1 protein-coding gene is annotated in these 1,426 nt (G+C 75.7%); it reads right to left on the bottom strand.

Going from position 1 to position 1,426, the window contains the following annotated elements:
- Positions 1 to 1,426: 5-oxoprolinase/urea amidolyase family protein (locus GT042_RS11490; protein WP_161308615.1), on the bottom strand; the 1,426-nt coding region annotated here is incomplete at both ends.

Below are 1,426 nucleotides of genomic sequence, written 5' to 3'. Positions count from 1 at the left end.
CGGCCGGAGGTGACGCGGGCGCGCGGCGCAGGGCCGCCGCCGTGCGGGCCGTCACGGGCACGAAGCGGACCGTGTCGCCGGGGCGCAGCTGGCCGAGCTTCCAGCGCTGGCCCACCACCACGGTCGCGGGGCAGACGAAGCCGCCGAGGGAGGGCCCGTCGGGGCCGAGGAGCACGGGCATGTCGCCGGTGTAGTCGACGGCTCCGACGGAGTAGGGGGTGTCGTGGATGTTGGAGGGGTGAAGTCCCGCCTCTCCGCCGTCGGTTCGGGCCCAGCGGGGCTTGGGGCCGACCAACCGGACACCGGTGCGGGCGGAGTTGAAGTGGACCTTCCACTCGGCGTCGTAGAACGTCCGCATGTCGTCCTCGGTGAAGAACTCCGGGGCCGCGTGCGGGCCTTCGACCACACCGATGCGCCAGGCGGTGGGAATGTCGGGCCGTTCGGTAGGGGGGACGGGGGCGCCGGGGCGCGTAGATCCTGCGGTGGGTGCGGGGTGCAGGACGTCGCCCGTGCGCAGGGCCCGCCCGCCGTGGCCGCCGAGCCCGCCGAGGGTGAAGGTGGCGGCGCTGCCGAGGAAGGCCGGGACGTCCAGGCCGCCGCCCGCGACGAGGACGTACGTACGCAAGCCCCGTTCGGTGGGCGCGCCGACGGCCAGTGAGCCGCCGGCGGGGACCGTGAACGGCTCCCAGAGCGGGGCGGGTCCGCCGTCGACGGTGACGGGGGCGGGCGCGCCCGTCACGCACACGGTGGTGGCGTGGCTGAAGCGCAGCGTCGGGCCCTGGAGCGTGCATTCCAGGCCCGGGGCGCCCTCCTCGTTGCCGAGGGCGCGGTTGCCCAGCCGGAACGACAGGCTGTCCATCGGCCCCGAGGGCGGCACGCCGACCTGCCAGTGGCCGGTGCGGCCCGGCCAGTCCTGCACGGTGGTCAGGGTCCCGCCGGAGGTCACCTCGATGCGCGGGGTCGGGTCGGTGATCGTGGCGAGGGTCGCCGTGGAGTGGGTGGCGGCGCGCACGGACGGGTCGGCCAGGGCCGCCCGTACCAGCCCGAGGTTGGTCTCGATGCCGTCGATCCGGGTCGCGGCCAGGGCCCTGTCCAGGGCGGCCAGGGCCTCGGGCCGGTCGGCGCCGTGCGCGACGATCTTGGCGAGCAGCGGGTCGTACGCCGTGGTCACCTCCGTCCCCGTCTCGATCCAGGAGTCGACGCGGACGTCCGGCGGGAAGGAGACGCGGGTGAGGAGCCCGGCGCCGGGGCGGTGGTCGCGGGAGGGGTCCTCCGCGTAGAGGCGGGCCTCGACGGCGTGGCCGTGCGGCGCGTCCGGTTCCCGTACGACCGACGTCTCGCCCTGCGCGAGGCGGAGCATCCACGCGACGAGGTCGATGCCGTGGACGGCCTCGGTGACGGGGTGTTCGACCTGGAGGCGGGTGTT

Source organism: Streptomyces sp. SID3212, from assembly GCF_009865405.1.
Classification (GTDB): Bacteria; Actinomycetota; Actinomycetes; order Streptomycetales; family Streptomycetaceae; genus Streptomyces.
Note: the sequence above shows the minus strand (reverse complement) of the source record. Positions and strands in the feature narration are given on the sequence as shown.